Raw genomic sequence first — 23,019 nt, 5'->3', positions numbered from 1 at the left:
CGACTTTAAAGTGCCGTTACACTGGTCATCATTCACATAGCGGCTATCCAACGATAGCCAACTGAGACACACCAGGAGTTAGTTCCCATGCGCAAATTTACTCTGCCGACTCTTTTTGCTGCTGGCCTTGCTGCCGTTGCCGTCACTGCCAGCACACAGGCCATGGCTTATGGTCAGGGTGATTTCTTCACGCGTTTCGGTGCTGCCAACGTCGACCCTAAAAACGACAACGGTACCTTGGATACCGCCCTTGGCGCCCTAGATGTTGATGTAGATGATGAGACGCAGTTTGCGTTTACCCTGGGTTACCGCTTCCATGACAAACTCGGCGTTGAACTCCTGGCCGCACTGCCTTTTGAGCATGACATTGAACTGAATGGCGGCAATATTGCGTCTACCAAACACTTGCCGCCAACCCTAACGCTTCAGTACTACCCGCTTGGTGGCACTGAATCTCGGGTGCAACCCTATGTAGGTGCCGGTATCAACTACACCATCTTTGATGATGAAACTGTTGATATCGATGGAGTCAGCCTTGATTTGGACGACTCCTGGGGAGCAGCGGGCCAGGTCGGTCTTGATCTGCTTATTGATGATAACTGGTCACTCAACGCAGCAGCCTGGTATATCGATATTGACACTGATGCCACGGTCGCTGGTGATGACGCAGGCACCGTTAACATCGACCCGCTGGTAGTCATGGGTGGCCTGAGCTACCGTTTCTAAGCCACACCCATAGAAAAGCCCGCTATGGCTATGCCACGGCGGGCTTTTTCGTTTCATGCCTGTGCCTTCAGTTCTGGGTCACCAGATAATCCACCCGCTCAACCGCTTTGACAACGCGCTGCTGATCAGATGAGCCAAGTTTTTCCTGCTGCAGATAGACCGCCACCGCCGGTGCCACCTCACATTTTGCAGGCATGGCACCACCGGCATCAGCCAGTCCCTGCAGGCGCTGAATAAAGACAAAGCGCAGCCACTGCGGCAATGACATTGTATCGACGCAAAAAGGCTGTTGACTCAGCATTGCCTCTTGATCCGGAGTTTCAACCTGCCACAGATGTGATGCTCTTAGCGTCTCTTCTAACTCGTCAAGGGCCTGTGAAAGCTGTTGATGAAACGTCATTGCCTTACCTCTGATTGTCACTACGGTAATACCTCATTGTGCTATTGATTATTATCTCAGGGTGGTGCTTTCTGTACCACCACCCGCGCTAAATCGGGGCGCCGCACTAAGTATCCAGGCAATGCACAGAAAACCTGCAAGAGACTGTGGATAACCTATGGAAAGATGGCGAAAAGCCTTTCAACATGGGCGGCTACAGCGAGTGTTTAATTTTTGACCACACCGATCCGCATCGCTTTTTATACTTTTCCATCCGCTAGCTGACACGCAGCGTATGGCGCGGTAAAGTGCTCGCCTGAAATACGGAAGGATGCTATGCAACCGATTACAACACTCACTGGTTTTTTTGAACGCAGCGGCGCAGACGTCCTGCTGTTCCATATGGGACGCAGAGTGACTGCCTGCCCACAGGATACCCTGGTCGCCCTGGAAAGCCTGGAAGCACCCTGGCCAGAGCCCTGGCAAGCTCAGGCACGGCTGGGTATTGTTTTCCAGCTGGGCGATATGCCAGAACCCGCCATCTGGTTTCTGGCGCTGCCGCTTGATGAGCAGGGCTATCTGTCGCCAGGCCAGCGCGATGCCTTTTTGCAGCGTCTGCTGGAAACCCTGGGGCGCAATGCCCAAAGCCTCGATAGCGGCAAGAGTGAAGAGATTGAACATTTGATGCAGGACAACCCGCTGGCCTTCACACCTACGACTCATTTTCAGGCGATGCTGAATGCTCAGGCGACACATCAGCTGGAACTTACTGCCAGCCAGCACCTTGAGCTAGTGGAAGCCTATTTCAGCCAGCAGATGAGCATTGACTGGCAGGCGCTTGGACTGCAGGGTATTGCCGATTTTACAGTACGCATGGATGCCAGCCAGGTTCAGCAACTGATTGATGCCCTGCCAGATATGCCGGCTGAACTGCTGCAGGCGCTTGCCTACTGTCTTGAGCATCTCACCCTTAGTGAGGGCCTTGTCAGCGCCTTGATCGAGCGCGGGGAGCAGTCAGCCCAGGCGGGGGATATCGAGTCACTGTGCGCCTGTATTCGCGCTGTGGGCAGCACCCCCAGCGAGCCAGCAGCCCAGTGGTATTCCGAGCTGCTGAAGGATACAGCTGCCAGCGGGCCTGATACACTGGCCGCCATTGCAGGGCGCGGGTGGCTACATCTGGAAGACGGTCAACGGTTACCGCTGTTTCTTGAGCGTCTGGCCGAAGACCCTCGCACGGATTTCGGCGCTGTGATTCGTGATCTAGCGTTGATTCCTCGTTTACGCTTACCCGTCATAATGTTCCTTAAAGAGGCTCCCAAGGGGTCAACATTACAACAACGTTTGGCTGCATTAGCGCCGCACACCGCCAGTGCGCAAGACTGAGGAGGGAAGATGAAGGAATTACCTTACCAGGCAAAAGCGGTGATTGGCCGACGCGAAATGGTCGTACTGCCTGAATTTGATCTGCACCTCTGCTGTAAGGCAGATACCGGTGCGCGTACCTCAGCGCTGCATGCCGAGCAGATCGAAACATCAGAAGACGAACATGGCCAACTGTGGGTAAGCTTTATTACTCACAGCGGAGGGCCCGATTCCCCCCCCCACCGAATCCAGGCACACCTCCACGACCGTCGCCGTGTGACCAGTTCCAACGGGCACAGCGAATGGCGTTACGTGGTACGTACACCTATCCAGCTGGGCGATCTTAATTTCCCGGTTGAGCTTACCCTGACCGACCGCAGCAATATGCGTCATCCGATGCTGTTGGGTCGCCGGGCCATGCGCCGCTTACTGATCGCCCCTGGCGCTGAATTTCTCCACGGCGAACCCTGAACGCTAACGAATCACCCCTAATTGACCCGGAAGGGAGCACTCAATGCATATTGCCTTGCTGTCGCGTAATCGTAATCTATATTCAACCCGCCGCCTTGTTGAAGCAGCTGAGGCGAGAGGCCACTCGGCCCGCGTTGTTGATACCTTGCGCTGTTATATGAGCATCGCCTCTCACCACCCTTCCATCCATTACAAGGGTGCTGAAATCGAATTCTTTGATGCGGTCATCCCGCGAATAGGCTCGTCGGTCACTTTTTATGGCTGCGCGGTGCTGCGTCAGTTTGAAATGATGAATACCTATGTGCTTAATGACTCGGTAGCCATTACCCGTTCACGCGACAAACTGCGCTCGTTGCAGCTGCTTTCCCGTAAGGGGCTGGGGCTGCCCATCACCGGGTTTGCCCATTCACCGGATGACATCCCTGACTTGATTACCATGGTTAAGGGCGCGCCGTTGGTCATTAAGCTGCTTGAAGGCACCCAGGGTATCGGGGTGGTGCTGGCTGAAACCAATCAGGCGGCTGAATCGGTGATTCAGGCGTTCATGGGCATGAAAGCTAACATCATGGTGCAGGAATATATCAAGGAAGCCAAAGGCGCTGATATTCGCTGCCTGGTGATTGGTGACAAGGTAGTTGCCTCGATGAAGCGCCAGGCGGCTGAAGGCGAATTTCGCTCCAACCTGCATCGCGGCGGCAGCGCCAGCGTTATCCGTATTACACCGGAAGAGCGTTCAACAGCCATTCGTGCGGCCAAGGCTATGGGCCTGCGCGTCGCCGGGGTTGACCTGCTGCGTTCCAACCACGGACCGGTGATTATGGAGGTTAACTCCTCTCCAGGGCTGCAGGGAATTGAGACCGCAACGGGCAAGGATATAGCGGGATTGATTATTGAACATATCGAGAAAAATGCGGTGACGCCGCGTAAAGCCCCCCCCAAACCAAAAGGCTAAGGCCTGAAATCAAAATTAATCCATTGCAGGGGTGGCAAAACGCGGCTACCGCGGCGACAATCTGCGTCACCGAAGGAGGTAGACGCTCATGTTTCTTGATAATCGCCAAGTGGCGATGGACAGCGTTCTCGAAGCGCTGGCAGATAGCATTGATTACTTTCAGGACAATATAGAACGCCTGCGCCCATCGCTGCGTGACACCCTGAAGCCTTATTACGAGCAGCGGCTGCAGCAGATGGGGCAGCTGCAGCAATTGGCACGTACCCACCTGAAAATGTTGCCGCGTGACGCCGATGTGGAACGCGATGATTTCCTGTGGCTATGGAGCCGGCTGAAAAGCTTTGTTGGTAATGATAGCCAGGTGTTGATCAATGAGCTCCTCGAACAGGAGCGCGTTTTGATGCAGGCACTCTCTACCCTTTTCACCCACCCGCTTCCCGACCCTGTGGAGCCGGTGGTTGAAGAATGCATGAAAGGCTGCCGCCAGCTGATTCGCGAGCTCTATCAGCTGCAGAAGCGCAAGCCGCAGCGCAGCGGGTCTATTTAGAGCCTGCCTGTTTTTAAGGTGAGTTTTCAGGGGTTGTCATCAAGCTCAACGCCAGCGCTTTCGCTGGCGGTTGATGCATCTTCAATATTGACTGGAAATTCGATTGGCTCAGCTGGGCCAAGAAAATAGGCTTGGCGCTTCCATATATACAGATCCCCCAATGTGGCGACCCGCGCCACCCACTCCCTGATGCGTAGTCGCCATTCACCGTCAACGCTATGGTTGCTGGCAACACAACCCGACACCTGCATCCCCAAAGCCTGACCAATATACAAGGCCCTGGGAAGATGCCAGCGTTGAGTCACCAGCACAGCTTTATCGAGCTCGAAGACCTGCTGGGCACGCACCAGAGTATCAAAGGTGCTGAAGCCAGCGTAATCCAACGTCAGCTGCTCAGGCGGCACCCCAAAACTGGTCAGCGCACGCCACATGGCGCGTGGCTCGTTGTAGGATCGCGTACGATTGTCTCCGGAGAGCAAGAGGTGTTCCACTCGCTCGGTATGCACCAGGCCAGCAGCAGTGCTCATACGTGAGTAGAAGTGTGGGTTTTGCGAGCCACCACGCGTCCAATGGGAAGTACCAAACACAATGCCGACCCGTTGCGGGCCACATTGAGCGATTGAAGATTCAATCACCGGGTAAGTACGTGCCAATATCCATAGATTGCTGGCCACAAAAAAAAGCAGCACCAGCAAAAGTGCCGCTCCCAACGTCATTAACCACCACTTGAATCCTGCGACGATTTTCAGACGCATCAGCTCATAGCCAATAGTGGCAGAATGATACTCTTGATCCCTTGATGGTCAGAACATACCCAGCTCAAGTTTGGCCTCTTCACTCATCATGTCTCGACTCCACGGAGGACTGAAGACAATTTCCGTGTGAACATTACTGATTTGTGGCGCACCCAGAATTTTGTTGCGCGCATCTGCGGCAATCACATCTCCCATGCCGCACCCTGGTGCTGTCAACGTCATGCGGATAGTGACCAAACGCTCACCGCTGATCAGACGTTCAATGCGGCAGCCATAAACCAGCCCCAGATCAACAATATTGACAGGAATTTCAGGATCATAACAGATGCGCAGCTGCTCCCAGACAAATTCTTCAATTTCATCATCACTGGCGTCTTTGTGAAGCGTCGGACGGGGCAGTGCTGCCAGCCCAAGAGCGTCAAGGTTGCTGCCTTCAATCAAGTAAAGGCGACCCTCATAGCCAACACTGACCGAACTGCCTTTCGCCTGCATGATGCTGACAACACTGTCTTCAGGCAGGGTATCACTTTTGCCAAAAGGAATGGCAATGGCTTCAACATCCCGCTGTAAGGGGATTGTCTGGCCTCTTTCTAACCGGGCTATCTGTTCAATGTCCATAACGCTCCTTGATGGTGCCTAGCGCACCATATCAATGACACGCTTGAGCGACGTAACGAAAATATCAATTTCATCACGAGTATTATACGCCGCAAACGAGGCCCGGCATGTTGCGTCTACACCAAAATGATGCAGAAGTGGTTGAGCACAGTGATGTCCAGTGCGAATCGCGACACCTAACTGATCAATCAGCAGGCCAATATCCTGAGCATGGGCACCATCAACCACAAAAGAAAGCACACCCGCTTTATGCTCTGCGGTTCCCAGAATACGCAGACCATCAATTGCCTGTAGCTGTTGAGTAGAGTACATCAGCAACTGCTGCTCCCACTCGCCAATCGCATCCAGCCCAACGCTCTCAGTCCAGTCAAGCGCCTTACCCAGTGCAATCACTTCAGCAATCGCAGGCGTGCCAGCCTCGAACTTGTGCGGAAGGGCTGCAAAGGTGGTTCCCTGCTCAAACGAAACCGTATCAATCATCTCACCGCCGCCCTGCCACGGGGGCATGGCTTCCAGCAGTGACTGCTTGCCATACAGCACACCAACACCGGTCGGGCCATAGACCTTATGCCCTGAGAAAGTATAGAAATCAGCATCAATAGCCTGCACATCCACGCGCTGATGCGGGGTTGCCTGGGCGCCGTCCACCATGATCAGGGCGCCTGCCTGATGTGCCAGAGCGGCCATTTCCTTGACCGGGTTGATAGTACCCAGCGCATTGGAAACATGATTGACGCACACCAGCTTGGTACGCTCATTGAGTAGCTCACGGTAAGCGTCCATATCCAGTGAGCCGTCCGCATGAACCGGAATTACCTTGATAGTAAAACCCAACTGCTGGGCCAGCAACTGCCAGGGCACAATATTGGCATGGTGCTCAAGCATGGAGATAAGCACTTCATCCCCTGCTGCCAGCTGAGTCCGCCCCCAGCTATTGGCCACCAGATTAATAGCTTCGGTCGCCCCCCGGGTAAAGATCACCTGACGTGATGCCGGCGCATTGATGAAGGCTCTGACCTTTTCACGGGCGCCTTCAAATGCTTCCGTGGCTTCATCGGCCAGTGTATGCAACCCGCGATGGATATTGGCGTTATAACGTCCATAGTAATCAGCAAAGACGTTAATCACCTCAATCGGTGTCTGGCTGGTTGCCGCGTTATCAAAATAGACCAGCGGCTTTCCATGTACCTCACGATTCAGAATCGGGAAATCTTCACGAAGCTTGGCAACATTGAAAGGTGCCTGATGTGTCGGTTGTGGCGTGACAACAGCGGTATGAGACATTGCAAACTCCTAAGGCACCAATGAAATAAACGGGTATATACATGGTGATAACACCGCAAATGAGGCGCTATCACCAGTAATTAAAGGCTAACCCGAGCACTTGAACTTGACGCCTTAATCCTGTTCGTTCAACGCAGAAGCGGCTTCTACCAGCCCGGTCAGGTTGAAGCGTTCCGGCAGCTTGCCAGCGACTGCCAGCTCAACCCGCTCAGATATCACGTCAAGTTTCACTTCTTCCAACACTTCGCCTGCAAACGCCAGGGTCAGCAAGGCACGCGCCGTGGCTTCGTCAATTCCTCGGGTACGCAGAGCGAATACGGCTTCTTCATCCAGCTGGCCGGTGGTCGTGCCGTGCGAACATTTAACGTCATCGGCATAGATTTCAAGTTCGGGCTTGGCATCAATCCGGGCACGGTCAGAAAGCAGCAGGTTCTGGTTGCTTTGATAGCCCTCAATCTTCTGGCTATCACGCTTTACATATACCTTGCCGTTGAATACACCATGGGCGCGGTCGTCCAGAATGCCCTTGTAGTTCTCATTAGAGAACGTCAGCGGTGCATTGTGGTTAACTTTGGTATGGTTATCAACGTGCTGGCGATCCTGACCAAAGAACAGGCCTAGGAAATTGGTTTCCGCCCCCTGACCGTTAAGGTCACTGATCAGGTCGTTACGTACCAATGCACCGCCCAGGTTCAGGCTGTAAGAGGTATAACGGCTGTCGCGGTTCTGTTCGACGTGCATACTGGCAACGTGGTAGTCACCAAGCGGTGCTTCCTGCAGTTTGTAGTGCTGAAGGATGGCACCTCGGTCAAGCATGAACTCGCCCACAACGTTGGTGAAATTTTGCGCATCCTTTTCACCAATATAATGCTCGATCACGGTCGCTTCACTGCGTCCCGCTGCTTCTACCAGCACCCGTGGATGGCACATGGTCGGCTGGGCATTGGCACGCGATAGAAATTGCACAATGATCGGCTTTTCAACCACACAGCCAGCGGCGATGCGAACCACCGCGCCTTCTTCCATAAAGGCTGTATTCAGCGCTGCAAAGGGGGAAAACTCAACCCCTGTCAGGCGACCCAGTGGGCCACCCACCGCTTCGTGGTTAGCTTCCAGGGCTTTGGAAAGCGGCAGCACCTGCAAACCCTCGGGCAGGTTCTCAAGGTCTGACAGGGACGCAGAAAAAACCCCGTCTACAAACGTCAGACGATAGGCTTCAAGGGGAAGCGTCAGGGTAGCGGCAGTTGCCTGAGAAAACTCTGCGCTATCCGCCAGTGCAAAGTTACCCTGAGCAATGCTACGCACGTCGGTATATTTCCACTCTTCATCACGACGAGTGGGAAACCCCATGGCTTCAAAGCGGGCGGCGCCCGCTTGACGGCGTGCCGCTATCCAGGTGGGCTCTGGCCCCATGGATTGGCGATGCTGGTTTAATGCTTCCAGAAAAGTATGCGTGTCGCTCATGCTGCAGACCCCTCCTCGATACCTTCATAGCCATTCGCTTCCAACTCTTTGGCAAGCTCGGCATCGCCTGTTTTGACAATCCGGCCATCCACCAGAACGTGCACCTTATCCGGAGTGATGTAATCAAGCAGACGCTGATAGTGCGTCACAATCAGGATGGCGCGCTCTTCAGCACGCAGGCTGTTGACACCATCTGCCACTACCTTCATGGCGTCGATATCCAAGCCAGAATCGATTTCATCCAACATGGCGAGCTTGGGCTGCAGTACCAGCATCTGCAGAATTTCATTACGCTTCTTTTCACCACCAGAGAAGCCTTCGTTGACGGCACGCTGGAGGAAGCTCGGATCCATCTTCATGTAATCCAGCTTTTCCCTGACCAGCTTCAGAAACTCCGGTGCCGGCATTTCTTCTTCACCACGAGCGACACGCTGTGCGTTGAGAGCTGACTTCAACAGATAGATATTCTTGACTCCCGGAATTTCAACCGGATACTGGAAACCCAGCAGCAGACCCGCCTGGGCGCGCTCTTCAATTTCCATTTCCAGTACGTCCTTGCCCTCAAAGGTGATTGACCCTTGAGTCACTTCATAGCCATCTTTACCAGCAATAACGGCAGATAAAGTAGACTTGCCTGCGCCATTGGGGCCCATGATGGCGTGGACTTCACCTTTCTTGATGGTCAGGGTCAGGCCTTTGAGGATTTCGTTGCCTTCTACGGTGACGTGCAAATCTTTGACTTCAAGCATGATAAAACCTTTTCAGAATAAATGATGATGGCGCTCTTAGATCGTCGCGCTTAAAAAAGTAACGTTAAAAAAACGGCTGCAACCGAATTAACCGACCGCGCCTTCAAGCGTTACGCCCAGCAGCGCTTCGGCTTCTACGGCGAACTCCATTGGCAATTCCTGGAACACGTCCTTACAGAAACCATTGACAATCATGCTGACCGCATCCTCTTCAGAAATACCGCGGCTCTGGCAGTAAAAGAGCTGGTCTTCACCAATCTTGGAAGTGGTCGCCTCATGCTCGATAGTCGCCGTGCTGTTGTTGATTTCCTGATACGGGAAGGTGTGTGCGCCACAGGTATCACCAATCAGCAGTGAGTCACACTGGGTAAAGTTGCGCGCGCCCTTGGCTCTCGGGCCAATTTTTACCAGGCCACGGTAAGATTGGTCACTCCGACCGGCAGAGATACCCTTGGCCACAATGTAAGAGCGAGAGCCTTCACCGATATGTACCATCTTGGTGCCAGTGTCTGCCTGCTGGCGACCATTGGTGACGGCAACAGAATAAAACTCACCTACGCTGTCCTTGCCGCGCAGCATGCAGGAAGGATACTTCCAGGTAATCGCTGAGCCGGTCTCTACCTGAGTCCAGCTGATGCGCGAACGGTCACCCCGGCAATCACCGCGTTTGGTGACAAAGTTGTAGATGCCACCCACACCGTTTTCATCACCCGGATACCAGTTCTGCACGGTGGAATACTTGATATAGGCATCATCAAGAGCTACCAACTCGACCACTGCGGCGTGCAGTTGGTTTTCGTCGCGCATCGGAGCGGTGCAACCTTCGAGGTAGGAGACTTCTGCTTGGTCTTCGCAGATGATCAAAGTACGCTCGAACTGGCCGGTGTTGGCCTCGTTAATGCGGAAATAAGTCGATAGCTCCATCGGGCACTTAACGCCCTTGGGCACGAACACAAAGGAACCATCGGTGAAGACAGCCGAGTTGAGTGCCGCAAAGTAGTTATCGTTTTTGGGAACGACGGTACCCAGATATTGCTTGATCAGTTCCGGGTAGTCGTGAATCGCCTCTGAAATCGAACAGAAAATGACCCCCGCTTCAAGCAGCGTTTCCTTGAAGGTAGTAGTCACTGACACTGAGTCAAAAACGGCATCTACCGCGACACCGGCAAGAGCGGCACGCTCGTGCAGCGGAATGCCAAGCTTCTCGTAGGTTTCGAGCAACTTGGGATCGACCTCGTCCATGCTCTGCAGCATGTCTTCAGGGCGCTTAGGTGCACTGAAGTAAGAGATAGCCTGATAGTCAATCGGCGGATAGTCCAAGTGCGCCCAGGAAGGCTCTTTCATTTTCAGCCACTGCCGATAGGCGTCCAGACGCCATTCCAGCATCCACTCAGGCTCACCTTTCTTATTGGAAATAAAGGCAATGGTATCTTCATTTAAACCAGGTGGTAGCGTGTCGCTTTCAATGTCGGTTACAAAGCCTTCTTTGTATTCGCGAGTTACCAACTGTTCCATTTCTTCAGTTGCCATGGTGTTACCCTCCGGGGCAGTTGGATGGCGAGATCAGCTCGCCGTCATCATTTGAGATACATGTTGCGTCAAGCTGAAACCGCCTCAACGCTGATACTTTGAATTGGCAGTTGCACAGGCAGCTTGATAGGTGTCGTGGCGGCCAGATGGGCCAGCGTGACACTTTCCAGTAAGGTGCGAATCGCCATGGAAACACGCTGCCAGTTATCGGCCACTCCACAAGTACTGGCCAACTCGCACTCACCTTCCGCCTGACTGCAAGTGGTCACCGCAACCGGCCCTTCCATGGCCGTGATAATATCAGCGGCGGTAATTGAAGACGCTGAGCGGGCCAGTTGATAGCCACCTTGTGCTCCACGTTGCGAAACAAGCAGACCTGCCTTGACCAGCATCTTCAGCGTTTTGCTGACCGTTGGATGGGGCAGCTGAGCTGCTTCTGCAAGCTCTGCCGCCGCATGCGGTTTATTTGGGTGCCTGGCAATCTGTGCCATCACTACCGCTGCATAGTCAGTTAGCCGTGAAAGCTTGAGCATCTTGTCTCCTTGCTACCTGCAACCAGTAGGCGGGGTGCCCATGAAAGACTTGCAGACTGCTTGGCGGTTTAATTGGGTACCATTTTAGTCCTGTATAAAAAATTTGTGAAGACCCTGACTAAATTACTCAACAATTATCTCGCGCTTTACATGCAAGTTCGACGCATTTACCATCACAAAATATAATCATTATCATTTGATTGAACTATACTCACCTCTCTATCGAGTGAGATAATGCGCCTAACGCCCTTGATTAATCACCACATATAATAAAAACCCGCTAACATCCGAAGACGTAGCGGGCATTCAGACAAAGTACTGATATAACCAACCAATAGTTTCTGTATATCAGCTGCTTTACGAGGTTCTATATGTTTAACCTGTATAAAAGTGGCTTGATAACCTATAAACGGTCTGACATTACTGATTAGCTGCGTTTATAGGTGCCAATCAAACGATTCATACCCAATAGATTAGGCTCGAGGGCTTCCAGTAATTCAGGCAGCGTTAACCCTTCAGGCAATGATGTCTGGCAATCCAAGGCGAGTACCCAGAAATAATAATGGTGCTTACCGTGACCTTCCGGGGGCATGGGGCCACCATAACCCAACTTGCCGAAGTCATTTTTACCCACAGTGCCCTGCTGAGTATTTTCTTCCACCACTGTGACTGTTGCTGGAAGGTTATAAAGTACCCAATGCACAAATCCGTATTGGCCATGCTGGACAAGTGGTGCGTCAGGATCATGGCAGATCACCGCATAACCCTCTGTACCCTCAGGCGCCCCTTGCCATTCAAGCTGGGGCGAAACATCATCACCCTCCCCAGAATGTTTTGAGGGTATGTCTCTATGATGACCAAACGCAGAACTACTGAGCTGCAAATCCGAAAGTGCAAATGCCATACTGATCTCCTGAACACGCTAATTTTGGTTGGTAGATCTCGCAGCAACGACGACTTACAAAAAGTCTATAAAAATGAAATAGCCATTGCTGTGCCCATAGGCTTGTAGAAACCAATGGCAATGTCAACGGGTAACATTTATTTAACCGACGGAGCGCTTAACGTGAAAACATTACTAGCGGTTGTTCATGCTCCCTCACCCAATACTCAGCGCTTATCAGGCGCTTTAGAGACAGGTGCCCATCATCCGGACATCGAAGGTATTCATTGTGTGTGCAAACCTCCTCGCGAGACAGTCCCGGAGGACATCCTAAGTGCTGACGGCATCATCATCGGCACCACAGAGAACCTGGGTTACATGGCAGGTATGACCAAGGATCTATTTGATCGATGTTACTACGCAGTGCTTGAACATAAACAGGGCTTACCCTGTGCGCTATATGTGCGTGCTGGACACGATGGAACGGGCACTCAGCGCGGAATTGAATCCATCATTACCGGGCTGCGCTGGCGCTGGGTGCAGCCTCCGCTGATTTTGCGTGGCCAGTGGGATAACGCCTTTTGTGACCAGGTTGAGGAACTGGGCACCTATATGGCAGCTGGCCTCGAGAACGGACTGTTTTAGTGAATCGTGAATCGTGAATCGTGAATCGTGAATCGTGAATCGTGAATCGTGAATCGTGAATCGTGAACAGAAAAGCAAAGCCTTCTGCCGGAAGGCAAGGTTTATTAACACACATAGCAAAATTCCCGAACGATACACCACACCGTCGTTCCCGAATGATACACCGCGCCGTCGTTCCCGAATGATACACCGCGCCGTCGTTCCCAAATGATACACCGCACCGTCATTCCCAAATGATACACCGCACCGTCATTCCCGAGTGGGGTTATCGGGAATCCACCTTGACCTTTTCAGCCAAGGCCACCAAAACCTAAGGTCAAAATGGATTCCCGCTAAAAGCCTGCGGGAATGACGGGGAGGCGGCAGCGGTAATACAGGGGTGGGGCGGCGGCGGGAACACGGAATTACGCACAGCAAAACGCCCCATACACAGTGTGCATGGGGCGTTTCTATATAGGTGCCTGACGATGACCTACTCTCGCATGGGGAGACCCCACACTACCATCGGCGCTAAGCGGTTTCACTGCTGAGTTCGGCAAGGGATCAGGTGGTTCCCACTCGCTATGGTCGTCAGGCGTAACAGGTGATATAGCAAGCTGATTCAACGGCGTTCAATGGCCGTTACGTAATGTCGGTGATCGTCTCTGCGTATCCGGTGCGCTTTCGCGCGTCGTTATCACTGCAACCAGACCCCTTGGGTGTTATAGGGTCAAGCCTCACGGGCCATTAGTACACGTTAGCTCAACGCCTTGCAGCGCTTCCACACCGTGCCTATCAACCAGCTGGTCTCGCTGGGCCCTTCAGGAGGCTCTAGGCCTCAGGGATGTCTCATCTTGAAGGGGGCTTCCCGCTTAGATGCTTTCAGCGGTTATCCCGTCCGCACTTAGCTACCCGGCAATGCCACTGGCGTGACAACCGGAACACCAGAGGTGCGTCCACTCCGGTCCTCTCGTACTAGGAGCAGCCCTTCTCAAACATCCTACGCCCACGGCAGATAGGGACCGAACTGTCTCACGACGTTCTAAACCCAGCTCGCGTACCACTTTAAATGGCGAACAGCCATACCCTTGGGACCGACTTCAGCCCCAGGATGTGATGAGCCGACATCGAGGTGCCAAACACCGCCGTCGATGTGAACTCTTGGGCGGTATCAGCCTGTTATCCCCGGAGTACCTTTTATCCGTTGAGCGATGGCCCTTCCATACAGAACCACCGGATCACTAGAACCTGCTTTCGCACCTGCTCGACGTGTCTGTCTCGCAGTCAAGCACCCTTATGCTCTTGCACTCATTGCACGATGTCCGACCGTGCTGAGGGTACCTTCGTGCTCCTCCGTTACGCTTTGGGAGGAGACCGCCCCAGTCAAACTACCCACCACACACTGTCCTCGATCCGGATAACGGACCTGAGTGAGAACGCCAATGATGCCAGGCTGGTATTTCAAGGGTGGCTCCGCTCGAACTGGCGTCCGAGGTTCAAAGCCTCCCAGCTATCCTACACAGGCAACATCAGCGTCCAGTGTGAAGCTATAGTAAAGGTTCACGGGGTCTTTCCGTCTAGCCGCGGGTACACCGCATCTTCACGGCGATTTCAATTTCACTGAGTCTCGGGTGGAGACAGCGTGGCCATCATTACGCCATTCGTGCAGGTCGGAACTTACCCGACAAGGAATTTCGCTACCTTAGGACCGTTATAGTTACGGCCGCCGTTTACCGGGGCTTCGATCAAGAGCTTCTCCGAGGATAACACCATCACTTAACCTTCCGGCACCGGGCAGGCGTCACACCCTATACGTCGTCTTGCGACTTGGCAGAGTGCTGTGTTTTTACTAAACAGTTGCAGCCACCTGGTATCTTCGACCGGTTCGGGCTTGGAGAGCAAGTCTCGTCACCCTACGCCGGCGTGCCTTCTCCCGAAGTTACGGCACCATTTTGCCTAGTTCCTTCACCCGAGTTCTCTCAAGCGCCTTGGGATTCTCACCCTGACCACCTGTGTCGGTTTGGGGTACGGTCGCACATGATCTGAAGCTTAGAGGCTTTTCCTGGAAGCGTGGCATCAGTGACTTCCTGACCGTGGTCAGTTCGTTTCGCATCTCGGCTTTAAGCGCCCGGATTTACCTGAGCACTCGGCCTACTTGCTTTCACCAGGACAACCAACGCCTGGCTCACCTAGCCTTCTCCGTCCCCCCATCGCAATCATGTCCGGTACGGGAATATTGACCCGTTTCCCATCGACTACGCCTTTCGGCCTCGCCTTAGGGGCCGACTCACTCTGCTCCGATTAGCGTCGAACAGAAACCCTTGGTCTTCCGGCGAGGGCGTTTTTCACGCCCTTTATCGTTACTCATGTCAGCATTCGCACTCGTGATACCTCCAGCGAACTTCTCAATTCCCCTTCATTGGCTTACACGACGCTCCTCTACCGCTCATCCAGAGGATGAACCCGTAGCTTCGGTACCTGATTTAGCCCCGTTACATCTTCCGCGCAGGCCGACTCGACTAGTGAGCTATTACGCTTTCTTTAAAGGATGGCTGCTTCTAAGCCAACCTCCTAGCTGTCTGAGCCTTCCCACATCGTTTCCCACTTAATCAGGATTTCGGGACCTTAGCTGACGGTCTGGGTTGTTTCCCTTTTCACAACGGACGTTAGCACCCGCTGTGTGTCTCCCACGCGTCACTCACCGGTATTCGGAGTTTGCCTCGGGTTGGTAAGTCGGGATGACCCCCTAGCCGAAACAGTGCTCTACCCCCGGTGGTGCTACATGAGGCGCTACCTAAATAGCTTTCGAGGAGAACCAGCTATCTCCGAGCTTGATTAGCCTTTCACTCCGATCCACAAGTCATCCAAATCTTTTTCAACAGATCCTGGTTCGGGCCTCCAATTGATGTTACTCAATCTTCACCCTGCTCATGGATAGATCGCTCGGTTTCGGGTCTATATCCTGCGACTGCATCGCCCAGTTAAGACTCGCTTTCGCTACGGCTCCCCTAATCGGTTAACCTCGCCACAGAATATAAGTCGCTGACCCATTATACAAAAGGTACGCCGTCACGGAACAAGTCCGCTCCGACTGCTTGTACGCACACGGTTTCAGGGTCTATTTCACTCCCCTCTCCGGGGTTCTTTTCGCCTTTCCCTCACGGTACTGGTTCACTATCGGTCAGCCAGGAGTATTTAGCCTTGGAGGATGGTCCCCCCGTCTTCAGTCAAGGTTTCTCGTGCCCCGACCTACTCGATTTCACATGATCAGATTTTCGACTACGGGGCTATCACCCACTATGGCCGCGCTTCCCAGCGCATTCGCCTAATCAGTCACATGCTTAAGGGCTGGTCCCCGTTCGCTCGCCGCTACTAGGGGAATCTCGGTTGATTTCTTTTCCTCAGGGTACTTAGATGTTTCAGTTCCCCTGGTTCGCCTCTTACGCCTATGTCTTCAGCGTAAGATACTCATCTTATGATGAGTGGGTTTCCCCATTCAGAAATGCCCGGGTCACAGGTTGTTTGCCACCTCGCCGAGCCTTATCGCAGGCTTCCACGTCTTTCATCGCCTCTGGCTGCCTAGGCATCCACCGTGTGCGCTTCATTGCTTGACCCTATAACCCGAAGGAGTCTGGTCGCGCAATGATAACGATTGCCGGATACGCTTGAGACGTATCACACAACAATTTACTACGTACACCTTTTTCAGGCAGGGTCTCACCACGTAAAACGTGATGAATCACTGACCTTTCAAAAGATTTATCAGCTTGATATATCTTGTTAAAGAGCGACTGTTCGATGAACAGTGATAAGGCGACGTATTAATTACGTTCTGACTTATCAATGGTCACAAAACATGAACAAACGGTTGTTAGCATGCTGGACAATGGTGGAGCCAAGCGGGCGGTGCGACGCTTCGCTCGAACCGCTGACCGTGACAGGGTCAGTTTCACATCCATAATAATGGTGGAGCCAAGCGGGATCGAACCGCTGACCTCCTGCGTGCAAGGCAGGCGCTCTCCCAGCTGAGCTATGGCCCCATCGTATACTTATCCGGGTAATTTTATTCAGGACAAGGCATTTTATGACGACGCATAGCCTACTATGCGAGACATAAAATAACGCAGTACTGGATAAAATTGGTGGGTCTGGGCAGACTTGAACTGCCGACCTCACCCTTATCAGGGGTGCGCTCTAACCAACTGAGCTACAGACCCGGTCATTTCGCCGTGAGTTTGAGCACTTAACTCAAGTACAGCTAAAATAGCTTCCGTTTGCTCTATTATCTGATCAGGTAATTCATTGTGAGCGCTTACCGCGAGGGATGATGCATCGTTTAAGGAGGTGATCCAGCCGCAGGTTCCCCTACGGCTACCTTGTTACGACTTCACCCCAGTCATGAACCACACCGTGGTGATCGCCCTCTTGCGTTAGGCTAACCACTTCTGGTGCAGTCCACTCCCATGGTGTGACGGGCGGTGTGTACAAGGCCCGGGAACGTATTCACCGTGACATTCTGATTCACGATTACTAGCGATTCCGACTTCACGGAGTCGAGTTGCAGACTCCGATCCGGACTGAGACCGGCTTTAAGGGATTCGCTGACTCTCGCGAGTTCGCCGCCCTTTGTACCGGCCATTGTAGCACGTGTGTAGCCCTACTCGTAAGGGCCATGATGACTTGACGTCGTCCCCACCTTCCTCCGGTTTGTCACCGGCAGTCTCCTTAGAGTTCCCACCATTACGTGCTGGCAAATAAGGACAAGGGTTGCGCTCGTTACGGGACTTAACCCAACATTTCACAACACGAGCTGACGACAGCCATGCAGCACCTGTCTCTGCGTTCCCGAAGGCACCCAGTGATCTCTCACCAGTTCGCAGGATGTCAAGAGTAGGTAAGGTTCTTCGCGTTGCATCGAATTAAACCACATGCTCCACCGCTTGTGCGGGCCCCCGTCAATTCATTTGAGTTTTAACCTTGCGGCCGTACTCCCCAGGCGGTCGACTTATCGCGTTAACTTCGCCACAAAGTGCGCTAGGCACCCAACGGCTGGTCGACATCGTTTACGGCGTGGACTACCAGGGTATCTAATCCTGTTTGCTACCCACGCTTTCGCACCTCAGTGTCAGTGTCAGTCCAGAAGGCCGCCTTCGCCACTGGTATTCCTCCCGATCTCTACGCATTTCACCGCTACACCGGGAATTCTACCTTCCTCTCCTGCACTCTAGCCTGACAGTTCCGGATGCCGTTCCCAGGTTGAGCCCGGGGCTTTCACAACCGGCTTATCAAGCCACCTACGCGCGCTTTACGCCCAGTAATTCCGATTAACGCTTGCACCCTCCGTATTACCGCGGCTGCTGGCACGGAGTTAGCCGGTGCTTCTTCTGCGAGTGATGTCTTTCCTGGCGGGTATTAACCGCCAGGCGTTCTTCCTCGCTGAAAGTGCTTTACAACCCGAGGGCCTTCTTCACACACGCGGCATGGCTGGATCAGGCTTGCGCCCATTGTCCAATATTCCCCACTGCTGCCTCCCGTAGGAGTTCGGGCCGTGTCTCAGTCCCGATGTGGCTGATCATCCTCTCAGACCAGCTACGGATCGTCGCCTTGGTGAGCCATTACCTCACCAACCAGCTAATCCGGCATAGGCTCATCCGATAGCGGGAGCCAAAGCCCCCTTTCTCCCGTAGGACGTATGCGGTATTAGCCTGGGTTTCCCCAGGTTATCCCCCACTATCGGGTAAATTCCTATGCATTACTCACCCGTCCGCCGCTCGTCAGCGGGTAGCAAGCTACCCCTGTTACCGCTCGACTTGCATGTGTTAGGCCTGCCGCCAGCGTTCAATCTGAGCCATGATCAAACTCTTCAGTTTAAAATCATTGTGATGCTTACTCGTCACCCGAAGGTAACAAAAGCGCATCAAACTTGGCTCAAGGTTCAAACGAATTCATTCAACTATTGTTTAAAAACTTACGTTTATAAACTGTCGTTCTCATGACCGCTTGCCTTGATATTTGGTGATTTATCACCCTCATCGGCAAGCGCCCACATAAATTACCTGATCAAATTTTTAAAGAGCTTGAACGCCGCTGCACGTCGTTCAATGGATGCGTATCATACCAACATTTTCCCCTGGGTCAACCCTTTTTCAAGCGTTTTGGCGACAGGAAACATAACAGAAGCTTTAGGCAATATGCCCTTGTGTCTACTGACGATGAACCAAGGCATCAATCAGGCGAAACACAACCAATCCGGCCAGCACCAAGGCAAAAATCAGAGGCATCGAATAGTCGGCACGGGTAAGCTCCCATACATGGTAGACCCCCAGCCCTGCAGAGACGTAAATAAGACGATGTAACCAGTGCCAGGCTGTCCAACCCATTTTTTGCGGCACCCACTGAAATGAAGTCAAGGCCAAGGGCACCAACAATAGCAATGCCAAGATGCCATAGCGAACATAATGAAGCGCCCACATGTCATGCCAGATCCATTGCCAATCCCAGTATTGATCCCACCCGAACCAAGTCAGCATATGCGCTATCAGCCAGAAGAAAGCCCACAGACCCATTTGTCGTCGTGCGATCATGATCCCGCGCCAGCCGGTCAACCTGAATGCCGGGCTGAAGGCTATGGTAACAAGCAATAGGATCAGCCCTGTTCTACCGGTGAAGTGCACTGCAGCCTCTGCAGGGTTAGCGCCCAAGCCGTCTTGAAACCATAGCCAGGTCAAAATGACACCGGGCGTCACACCTATACACAGAACAAGACAGCGAAATAGTAAAATCCTGGATGAATCAGTCATCATTAAAAGGCGTTTCTCCGCTTGTTTGAGGATGACCTCAGTAGTGTTTTTGAAGATCCATATCAGAGTAAAGCTGAGCTACTTCATCGGCATAACCATTAAACATCAAGGTCTCCCTACGTCCTCCCTCTCCGATGCGCCTTTCACGGGCTTGTGACCAACGAGGGTGATCAACATTAGGGTTCACGTTGGCATAGAAACCGTACTCTTCAGGATTCTGGGCTACCCAGGAAGTGGTTGGCTTCTCCTCTAAAGCGCGAATTGCCACTACGGACTTAATGCTCTTGAAGCCATACTTCCAAGGCACTACCAAACGCATGGGAGCGCCGTTCTGATTGGGCATTTTTTCGCCATACATACCCACCGCTATCATCGTCAAGGGATGCATGGCTTCATCAACCCTCAATGCCTCACGGTAGGGCCATTCAATAATTGAGCTACGCTGACCGCGCAAGTTATCAGGGTCAAGAATGGATTCAAACTCAATGTAGTTCGCACGCGATGTTAAGCCATAGTGATTGAGCAAATCAGCTAATGGAAAGCCTAACCAGGGAATTACCATTGACCATGTCTCTACACAACGTAGACGGTAGATTCTCTCTTCAAGTGTATAGCGGCCAAGTATATCTTCAAAATTCACCTCTGCCGTTTTTTCAAACTCTCCTTCTATGCTGACACGCCATGGGTCTGTTTGTAGTTTGTGACCATAGACTTCAGGGTCGCTCTTGCGCACTCCAAACTCATAGAAATTATTGTAAGTTGTTGCATCTTTTACCGAAGTAATGGACTCCCCCTCAGCAAAATTCTTTTCACTAACACCTTGCTGCACCTTGTCAGCAAAGGTTTGCTGCCAAGCACTTGCCCGTTTAGATAACAACATGCCTGGTGCAAAGCTCAAAGCCGCCCCCAACGTGGCGCTTTGGCGAAGGAAACGCCGACGATTTTCGAAAACATGTTTTGGGGTAATTTCAGATGCCGCAACTGCCGGGTAACGATAGCGCTTCATAACCACCTTCTAAAATAATAAAGATGCATTCAACGAATGCCCTATAAAACAACCGTTGCTAATAAATGGATATTTAAAAAAGCATTTTTTTCAACATACTATAAAAATACACGCAATTATTGACCTGGCTCAATATTTGGCTTTTTCCGACTAGTTTGCTAGGTTGAATTTTAATAACAATTAAACCTTACTATAGGCTAAGACTAGCCAAGCTAGTTAAACAGCTCTCGAATGAGAGTGATTGGTGCAAGGGGGAGATCCACATGAAGAAAGTGCTACCCGCGATGATAGCAGCAGCGGCCATGATTCCTAGCAGCATGGTGATGGCAGAAGACCTGCAAGACTATAAAGACCGTTTTGAAGCGCTGCCCCATCTGCCGCCCATACCGGCAGATAATTCGATGACACCGGCAAAAATAGAACTGGGTAACATGCTGTTTTTTGAACCGCGCATTTCATCCAGCGGCGTCATCAGCTGCGCTACCTGCCATAACCCTGCTCTGGGCTGGGCTGATAGGATACCAAGAGCGACGGGGCACGACGGCCAGGTAGGCGAACGCAACACGCCTACCGTTCTCAACAGCGCCTTCCTCGGCTCTCAGTTCTGGGATGGACGTGAACCTGACCTGGAAGGACAGGCTCTTGGTCCAATAGAAGCTGATGTTGAAATGGCTATGGATCTCGATGTTGCCCTGGAAAGGCTGACCGAGTTTGACATTTATCAGGACAAGTTTGCCGAAGCCTTCCCTGACGATGAAGACCCGATCAGTGGCGATAACCTGGCGTACTCCATTGCGGCGTTTGAACGTACGCTGAATACGCCTAACTCACCTTTTGATCGTTATCTGAGTGGTGATGAAAACGCCATCAGCGAACAGGCCAAAGATGGCATGGTGGCCTTTGTAGACAATGGCTGCATCGCATGCCACCGCGGCCCTGCCCTGACAGACAGCCAGTTCCATGCCATTCAGGTGCCTGGCTCTACAGATCTCGGACGCTATCTGGTAACCGGTGAAGAAAGCGACAAATACCGCTTCAGGACACCGACGCTACGTAACGTTGCGGTGACATACCCCTACATGAACAATGGCGCGACCGAAACGCTTGAGGAGTCTGTTGCGATCATGGGCCAGGAGATGCTGGGACGTGAGTTTGAACAACAAACTATTGATGATATCACTGCTTTCTTGCATACGCTGACAGGTGAGATGCCAGAATTCGAGATTCCGGCACTGCCCTGATAATCAGGTTTAACCTGAAGCGTTATTACACTGCTAGCGGTTCGCCGCTAGCAGTTTGTCATTCAGGGCCGGCTAGCGACAACCACTGAGATCATATATAAAGTGTAAGCAACAAACATCAGGAGCAGGAAGCCGCCTTCCCAACGATTAATACGACGCGTGCGCCCACGCCAGGAAAATGCAAATACCATCATCAGCACTGTCATCACCAGCATGACCAACCAGTCTCGAGTCAATACCTCACTGCCCGTCTCAATCGGCACAATCACACCCGCAAGCCCCACAACCCCCAAGGTATTGAACAGGTTCGAGCCCACCACATTGCCAAGCACCATTTCATGCTCTTTGCGACGTAGCGCACTGATTGAGGACGCAAGTTCAGGAAGAGAGGTGCCGATTGCCACGACTGTCAGCCCAATAATCAGCTCGCTCACCCCAAATGCCACGGCGATATCAATGGCTCCCCATACCAGTAGACGCGAACTGATGATTAACAGCGTCAGCCCAACTAGTGTCCACATCAGCGCTTTGCCGCGAGACATGGACTGGTTTTCCAGTGTGGCCGACACTTCTTCAACAAATGCATCATCCTGGCTGCTACGGGAGTAAATAATACTGATGGTTATCAGCAACACAAGCGCTGCGAGCAGGAATACCGCTTCCCAACGGGATATCCATCCATCCAGCAACATCCAACCCGTCAACAGGGTGACCGCAAGCAATACCGGCATTTCTCTACGTACAACACTAGAATCAACAGCCAGGGGAGACAGCAAAGCAACAACACCCAACACCAGCCCGATATTAACTATATTGGAACCATACGCATTACCGACTGCCAAACCTGGGCTACCTTGAATGGCAGCTAACACTGAAACCATCATTTCAGGCGCTGATGTACCAAAACCGATGACCAACATCCCGATTAACAGCGGGGATAGACCCAGCCAACGCGACGTGGCGGCAGCGCCATCAATAAACTTTTCCGCGCTCCAGATAAGCAGAACGAGTCCAACCAGCACAGCGAGCAAAGGCATTAACATTGGATTTCCTTTATTCATTCACGGTATGCACAATGGCTGCAGCATCCTTGGT

General features: G+C 52.5%; 19 protein-coding genes, 2 tRNA genes and 3 rRNA genes. 7 read left to right on the top strand and 17 right to left on the bottom strand.

Annotated elements, in window-relative coordinates; translation table 11 throughout:
• Nucleotides 1-87 precede the first annotated feature (87 nt).
• A complete protein-coding gene (locus tag OR573_07720; protein XGA81496.1) occupies nucleotides 88-726 on the top strand; it encodes an outer membrane beta-barrel protein in 639 nt (212 codons plus the stop codon).
• Between the two features lie 67 nt (nucleotides 727-793).
• Here OR573_07720 and OR573_07715 read toward each other — a convergent pair whose 3' ends face one another.
• Nucleotides 794-1,126 (bottom strand): YqcC family protein, encoded by a 333-nt coding sequence (locus OR573_07715; protein XGA81495.1) that lies wholly within the window; start codon nucleotides 1,124-1,126, stop codon nucleotides 794-796.
• Nucleotides 1,127-1,441: 315 nt separating this feature from the next.
• Here OR573_07715 and OR573_07710 point away from each other — a divergent pair, with 315 nt between their 5' ends.
• From OR573_07710 to OR573_07695, 4 genes are all read left to right on the top strand, one after another.
• The gene (locus OR573_07710; protein XGA81494.1) at nucleotides 1,442-2,488 is read left to right on the top strand and encodes a DUF3549 family protein; all 1,047 of its coding nucleotides are present in this window, start codon (nucleotides 1,442-1,444) and stop codon (nucleotides 2,486-2,488) included.
• Between the two features lie 9 nt (nucleotides 2,489-2,497).
• Nucleotides 2,498-2,938: a RimK/LysX family protein gene (locus OR573_07705; protein XGA81493.1), complete on the top strand. Its 441-nt coding sequence runs from the start codon at nucleotides 2,498-2,500 to the stop codon at nucleotides 2,936-2,938.
• 43 nt (nucleotides 2,939-2,981) lie between these two features.
• Nucleotides 2,982-3,890 (top strand): 30S ribosomal protein S6--L-glutamate ligase, encoded by a 909-nt coding sequence (gene rimK / locus OR573_07700; protein XGA81492.1) that lies wholly within the window; start codon nucleotides 2,982-2,984, stop codon nucleotides 3,888-3,890.
• Nucleotides 3,891-3,978: 88 nt separating this feature from the next.
• Nucleotides 3,979-4,437 carry a hypothetical protein gene (locus tag OR573_07695; GenBank protein ID XGA81491.1) on the top strand — a complete coding sequence of 153 codons (459 nt, stop codon included), beginning with the start codon at nucleotides 3,979-3,981 and terminating at the stop codon, nucleotides 4,435-4,437.
• A 26-nt stretch (nucleotides 4,438-4,463) separates the two neighbouring features.
• Here OR573_07695 and OR573_07690 read toward each other — a convergent pair whose 3' ends face one another.
• From OR573_07690 to OR573_07655, 8 genes are all read right to left on the bottom strand, one after another.
• A complete protein-coding gene (locus tag OR573_07690; GenBank protein ID XGA81490.1) occupies nucleotides 4,464-5,192 on the bottom strand; it encodes a YdcF family protein in 729 nt (242 codons plus the stop codon).
• A 48-nt stretch (nucleotides 5,193-5,240) separates the two neighbouring features.
• On the bottom strand, nucleotides 5,241-5,810 hold the full coding sequence (gene sufT / locus OR573_07685; GenBank protein ID XGA81489.1) for a putative Fe-S cluster assembly protein SufT: 570 nt from the start codon (nucleotides 5,808-5,810) through the stop codon (nucleotides 5,241-5,243).
• A gap of 18 nt (nucleotides 5,811-5,828) precedes the next feature.
• Entirely contained in the window at nucleotides 5,829-7,094 is a 1,266-nt protein-coding gene (locus tag OR573_07680; protein XGA81488.1) for a cysteine desulfurase, read from the bottom strand.
• Between the two features lie 114 nt (nucleotides 7,095-7,208).
• Nucleotides 7,209-8,558, bottom strand: coding sequence for a Fe-S cluster assembly protein SufD (gene sufD, locus OR573_07675; protein ID XGA81487.1), 1,350 nt, complete (start codon nucleotides 8,556-8,558; stop codon nucleotides 7,209-7,211).
• Nucleotides 8,555-9,307, bottom strand: coding sequence for a Fe-S cluster assembly ATPase SufC (gene sufC / locus OR573_07670; GenBank protein XGA81486.1), 753 nt, complete (start codon nucleotides 9,305-9,307; stop codon nucleotides 8,555-8,557). The genes sufD and sufC overlap by 4 nt, the downstream gene beginning before the upstream one ends.
• A gap of 87 nt (nucleotides 9,308-9,394) precedes the next feature.
• A complete protein-coding gene (gene sufB / locus OR573_07665; GenBank protein ID XGA81485.1) occupies nucleotides 9,395-10,837 on the bottom strand; it encodes a Fe-S cluster assembly protein SufB in 1,443 nt (480 codons plus the stop codon).
• A gap of 68 nt (nucleotides 10,838-10,905) precedes the next feature.
• On the bottom strand, nucleotides 10,906-11,370 hold the full coding sequence (locus OR573_07660) for an SUF system Fe-S cluster assembly regulator (GenBank protein XGA81484.1): 465 nt from the start codon (nucleotides 11,368-11,370) through the stop codon (nucleotides 10,906-10,908).
• A 427-nt stretch (nucleotides 11,371-11,797) separates the two neighbouring features.
• Entirely contained in the window at nucleotides 11,798-12,274 is a 477-nt protein-coding gene (locus OR573_07655) for a YbhB/YbcL family Raf kinase inhibitor-like protein (GenBank protein ID XGA81483.1), read from the bottom strand.
• A gap of 162 nt (nucleotides 12,275-12,436) precedes the next feature.
• Between OR573_07655 and OR573_07650 the strand changes: the two genes are divergently transcribed.
• Complete coding sequence (locus OR573_07650) at nucleotides 12,437-12,898, top strand: flavodoxin family protein (GenBank protein ID XGA81482.1); 462 nt, start codon at nucleotides 12,437-12,439, stop codon at nucleotides 12,896-12,898.
• 459 nt (nucleotides 12,899-13,357) lie between these two features.
• On the opposite strand, the gene rrf is transcribed toward OR573_07650, so the two are convergent.
• The 7 genes from rrf to msrP all read right to left on the bottom strand — a co-directional run bounded on the left by rrf (nucleotide 13,358) and on the right by msrP (nucleotide 20,683).
• A 5S ribosomal RNA gene (gene rrf / locus OR573_07645) occupies nucleotides 13,358-13,473 on the bottom strand.
• Nucleotides 13,474-13,603: 130 nt separating this feature from the next.
• Nucleotides 13,604-16,491: ribosomal RNA gene (locus OR573_07640) — 23S ribosomal RNA — on the bottom strand.
• 350 nt (nucleotides 16,492-16,841) lie between these two features.
• Nucleotides 16,842-16,917 (bottom strand) — tRNA-Ala (locus OR573_07635).
• Nucleotides 16,918-17,017: 100 nt separating this feature from the next.
• A tRNA-Ile gene (locus OR573_07630) sits at nucleotides 17,018-17,094 on the bottom strand.
• Between the two features lie 120 nt (nucleotides 17,095-17,214).
• Nucleotides 17,215-18,747 (bottom strand): 16S ribosomal RNA (locus tag OR573_07625).
• Together the 16S, 23S and 5S rRNA genes with 2 tRNA genes alongside form the textbook arrangement of a ribosomal RNA operon.
• Before the next feature lie 333 nt (nucleotides 18,748-19,080).
• Nucleotides 19,081-19,680 (bottom strand): ferric reductase-like transmembrane domain-containing protein, encoded by a 600-nt coding sequence (locus OR573_07620; protein XGA81481.1) that lies wholly within the window; start codon nucleotides 19,678-19,680, stop codon nucleotides 19,081-19,083.
• 34 nt (nucleotides 19,681-19,714) lie between these two features.
• Nucleotides 19,715-20,683 carry a protein-methionine-sulfoxide reductase catalytic subunit MsrP gene (gene msrP, locus OR573_07615; GenBank protein XGA81480.1) on the bottom strand — a complete coding sequence of 323 codons (969 nt, stop codon included), beginning with the start codon at nucleotides 20,681-20,683 and terminating at the stop codon, nucleotides 19,715-19,717.
• Between the two features lie 263 nt (nucleotides 20,684-20,946).
• On the opposite strand from msrP, the gene OR573_07610 reads away from it, so the two are divergent.
• Nucleotides 20,947-21,924, top strand: a complete 978-nt coding sequence (locus OR573_07610) for a c-type cytochrome (GenBank protein ID XGA81479.1) — start codon at nucleotides 20,947-20,949, stop codon at nucleotides 21,922-21,924.
• 62 nt (nucleotides 21,925-21,986) lie between these two features.
• Here OR573_07610 and OR573_07605 read toward each other — a convergent pair whose 3' ends face one another.
• Entirely contained in the window at nucleotides 21,987-22,967 is a 981-nt protein-coding gene (locus OR573_07605; GenBank protein XGA81693.1) for a calcium/sodium antiporter, read from the bottom strand.
• Nucleotides 22,968-23,019: the final 52 nt, after the last annotated feature.

The organism is Halomonas sp. CH40 (assembly GCA_041875495.1).
Taxonomy (GTDB): domain Bacteria; phylum Pseudomonadota; class Gammaproteobacteria; order Pseudomonadales; family Halomonadaceae; genus Vreelandella.
This window is presented reverse-complemented; position numbering and strand designations above follow the sequence as displayed.